Consider the following 2,425-nt stretch of genomic DNA (forward strand, 5'->3'; position numbering starts at 1 on the left):
GCGAGCCGGCGCAGCGCGGCCGCCACCGACAGGCGCTGCGGCCGGTCGGGATGGACCAGGCGGCCCAGCAGCGCCAGCGCCCACGCCATCAGCGAGCCCACCGCGGCCGTACCCGTGCGGGGGAGCACCTGGCCGGGCGTGGTCGTGGCGTTGGCGGCCACCGCGAAGGAGAACAGCAGCAGGATGGCGCCCAGCCCGCCGAGCCCGGTCGCGTCGCACACGTACTTGCACACGCCCGCCACCAGCGCCGTCGCCACGACCACCACCGCCGCGCCGGCCACGCCGGACCAGGGATGCGCCACCGACGCCAGCGCCGAACCGAGGCCCACACAGGCCGTCATGGCGAGCGCGACCCACGCCAGCACCCGCGCCCGGCGGCGGTAGGGCAGATTCCGGCCGAACGTCGTGGTGAACGCCCCGAGCATCCCGTACACCGCGAGGTCGGGACGGCCGGCCAGCACCGCCGGCAGGCCCGCGAGCGCCATGGCCAGGGCCGCACGCACCGCGAACAGCAGCGCGCCGTCGACCCGCTGGAGAGCCAGCGCTCCGCGCGGGAACAGCACATGCCCGACGCCGGAGGTGTCCCACCGGCGTCCGTCGCCACCGCCGGCGGGGGAGGAACGGCGCGAAGGGGGCATGTTGGGTGTATACCACCCGGCCCCGCCGCAGTCCTGATCGGCTTGTGGGGGCCGCGTTCGGGGGTGGTCATCTGCCGGGCCGGAAGCGGCGGACGGGACTAGGGTGAGGCCGTATGAGCATGTGGCTGCCGGTGTCCGCGGTTCCCAGGCTCGGCGGCTCACTCGTCGTCGGAGCGATCGCCGGCCTTGCCGTCGGGCTGACCGGCCAACCGGCGCCGCTGGCCATCCTGTCCGGCATCGCCGCCGTCGGCACCGTCTTCGTGGTCACCGGCTGGATGGTGCTGTGGCCCATGGACGCCGAGACCACCCGCACCGACGCCCGCCGTGAGGACTTCCGGCCCGCCGTGGACGAACTCGTGGTGGTCGGCGTCTCGCTGTGCGGGCTCGGGGGCATCGTGCTGATGCTGGTCGCACACCGCTCCGGCGCCGACACCGGAGCCGCCGCGGCCATCGCGCTGCTCGGCGTCCTCATGGCCTGGGCCGCGCTGCACCTCATGTACACGACCCGCTACGCCTACCTGTACTACGGCCCGGCCCGGGGCGGCATCGACTTCAACTCCGAACTGAGGCCCGCCTATTCGGACTTCTTCTACTTCAGCTACAACCTCGGCATGACCTACCAGGTCTCCGACACCAGCGTCTCCCACCCGCTGATCCGGTCGGTGGCGCTCCGGCACTGTCTGCTGTCGTACCTGTTCGGCATCAGCGTGCTGGCCACCACCATCAACCTGGTCGCGGGCGTCGTCACCGGCTGATCAGCAGGCGCCGACCCACTCCGTGGCGCCGTCCGTGAAGATCTGCCGCTTCCAGACCGGCACCTCGTGCTTGAGGGTGTCGATGAGCTTGCGGCACGCGGCGAACGCCTCCGCCCGGTGCGGGCAGGAGACCGCGGTGATCACCGCGACGTCCCCGATCGCCAGCAGACCCGTCCGGTGCACGGCGGCCAGCGCGCGCACCGGGAACTCGGCCGCGATCTCCTCGGCCACCCGGCGCAGCTCCGTCTCGGCGGAGGGATGGGCGCTGTACTCCAGGGAGGGCACCGACTTGCCGCCGTCGTGGTCGCGGACCGTGCCGACGAACAGGGCGGTGCCGCCCGCGGCGTCGTCACCGACCGCGCCGTACACCTCGTCGAGGGAGAGCGGGGTGTCGCGCAGGCCGAGCAGGCGGATGGGGGCGGGGGACAGGGCGGGGAGCGCCATGAGGTGATCCGGTTTCCGGGTGAGGGGGGAGGGAGGTGGGCGGACGCGGGGCTGCTCAGCCGCCGGCGAAGGGCGGGAGCACCTCGACCACGGCGCCGTCCCGCAGGGTGACCGAGGCGTGGTCGCGGACGCCGACCGGGTCGCCGTCGACCAGGAAGGAGCAGACCCCCAGGACCTGCGCGAAGCGCGGCTCGTGCGCGTGGCGGGTCCGCGCCTGCTCCAGTGCCTGGGCGAGGGTCCCCGCACGGTAGGGCTCCTCCGCCGTGCCGGCCGCGCCCTTGGCCGCGGCCCAGTAGCGGATGGTGCCGGTGGATGCCGTCTTCGTCTCCATGTCCTTCGCCTTCTCGGGTGGGTCGTGTCTGAGGTGATGCGGGGTGGGTCAGCCGGTGGGCAGCGGCAGCAGTTCCACCGCGTCCCCCGCCGCGGCTCCGCCGGGCGGGACCACGGCCAGCGCGTCGGCCAGGGCCAGCCCGCGCAGCATCGCCGGGCCGTCGTAGGGCAGCGGCGCCACGCCGGTGCCCGTCGTACGCACCGGCAGCAGCCGGGTGTCGCGAGGGTGGCCGCGGAGCGCCTCGGCGGTCACGGCAC

3 protein-coding genes and 2 pseudogenes are annotated in these 2,425 nt (G+C 74.2%); 1 reads left to right on the top strand and 4 read right to left on the bottom strand.

Features of this window, described 5'->3' with window-relative positions:
• A pseudogene (locus tag GT030_RS35075) lies at positions 1–638 on the bottom strand (FUSC family protein); the annotation flags it as partial.
• Between the two features lie 113 nt (positions 639–751).
• Here GT030_RS35075 and GT030_RS35080 point away from each other — a divergent pair.
• The gene (locus GT030_RS35080; protein WP_161204525.1) at positions 752–1,393 is read left to right on the top strand and encodes a DUF1345 domain-containing protein; all 642 of its coding nucleotides are present in this window, start codon (positions 752–754) and stop codon (positions 1,391–1,393) included.
• Here the strand turns inward: GT030_RS35080 and GT030_RS35085 are convergent, their stop codons facing one another.
• The 3 genes and pseudogenes from GT030_RS35085 to GT030_RS35095 all read right to left on the bottom strand — a co-directional run.
• Positions 1,394–1,837 (bottom strand): molybdenum cofactor biosynthesis protein MoaE, encoded by a 444-nt coding sequence (locus GT030_RS35085; protein WP_161204526.1) that lies wholly within the window; start codon positions 1,835–1,837, stop codon positions 1,394–1,396. It lies immediately after the preceding gene.
• Positions 1,838–1,892: 55 nt separating this feature from the next.
• A complete protein-coding gene (locus tag GT030_RS35090) occupies positions 1,893–2,168 on the bottom strand; it encodes a MoaD/ThiS family protein (RefSeq protein WP_161204527.1) in 276 nt (91 codons plus the stop codon).
• 48 nt (positions 2,169–2,216) lie between these two features.
• Positions 2,217–2,425: pseudogene (locus GT030_RS35095) on the bottom strand (molybdopterin molybdenumtransferase MoeA); the annotation flags it as partial.

Source organism: Streptomyces sp. SID1328 (genome assembly GCF_009865595.1).
Lineage (GTDB): Bacteria > Actinomycetota > Actinomycetes > Streptomycetales > Streptomycetaceae > Streptomyces > Streptomyces griseoluteus.